1 rRNA gene is annotated in these 346 nt (G+C 58.4%); it reads right to left on the bottom strand.

The window, feature by feature from the left end:
* Positions 1-114, bottom strand: a 5S ribosomal RNA gene (gene rrf, locus QQM67_RS30525); the annotation flags it as partial.
* Positions 115-346: the final 232 nt, after the last annotated feature.

Below are 346 nucleotides of genomic sequence, written 5' to 3'. Positions count from 1 at the left end.
CGGCGGTGTCCTACTCTCCCACACGCTCCCGCATGCAGTACCATCGGCGCAGTAAGGCTTAGCTTCCGGGTTCGGAAAGTAACCGGGCGTTTCCCTCACGCTATGACCACCGAAACACACCCCCCACCAGGGGGGAAACTTGTGTGTGCTGTTGTGTCAGCGCTCTATCCACTTATCAGCCGGCCAACCAGCCCGGCGGCTGGTTGTGGCCGGGGCTGTGGTGGTTGTTGTTTCAGATACCGGACAGTGGACGCGAAACAAATACGTGTGTGGTCAAGCCCTCGGCTTATTAGTACCAGTCAACTCCAACCCTCACGGGTCTTCCATATCTGGCCTATCAACCCGG

Source organism: Streptomyces winkii (assembly GCF_032248595.1).
Lineage (GTDB): Bacteria > Actinomycetota > Actinomycetes > Streptomycetales > Streptomycetaceae > Streptomyces > Streptomyces winkii.
This window is presented reverse-complemented; position numbering and strand designations above follow the sequence as displayed.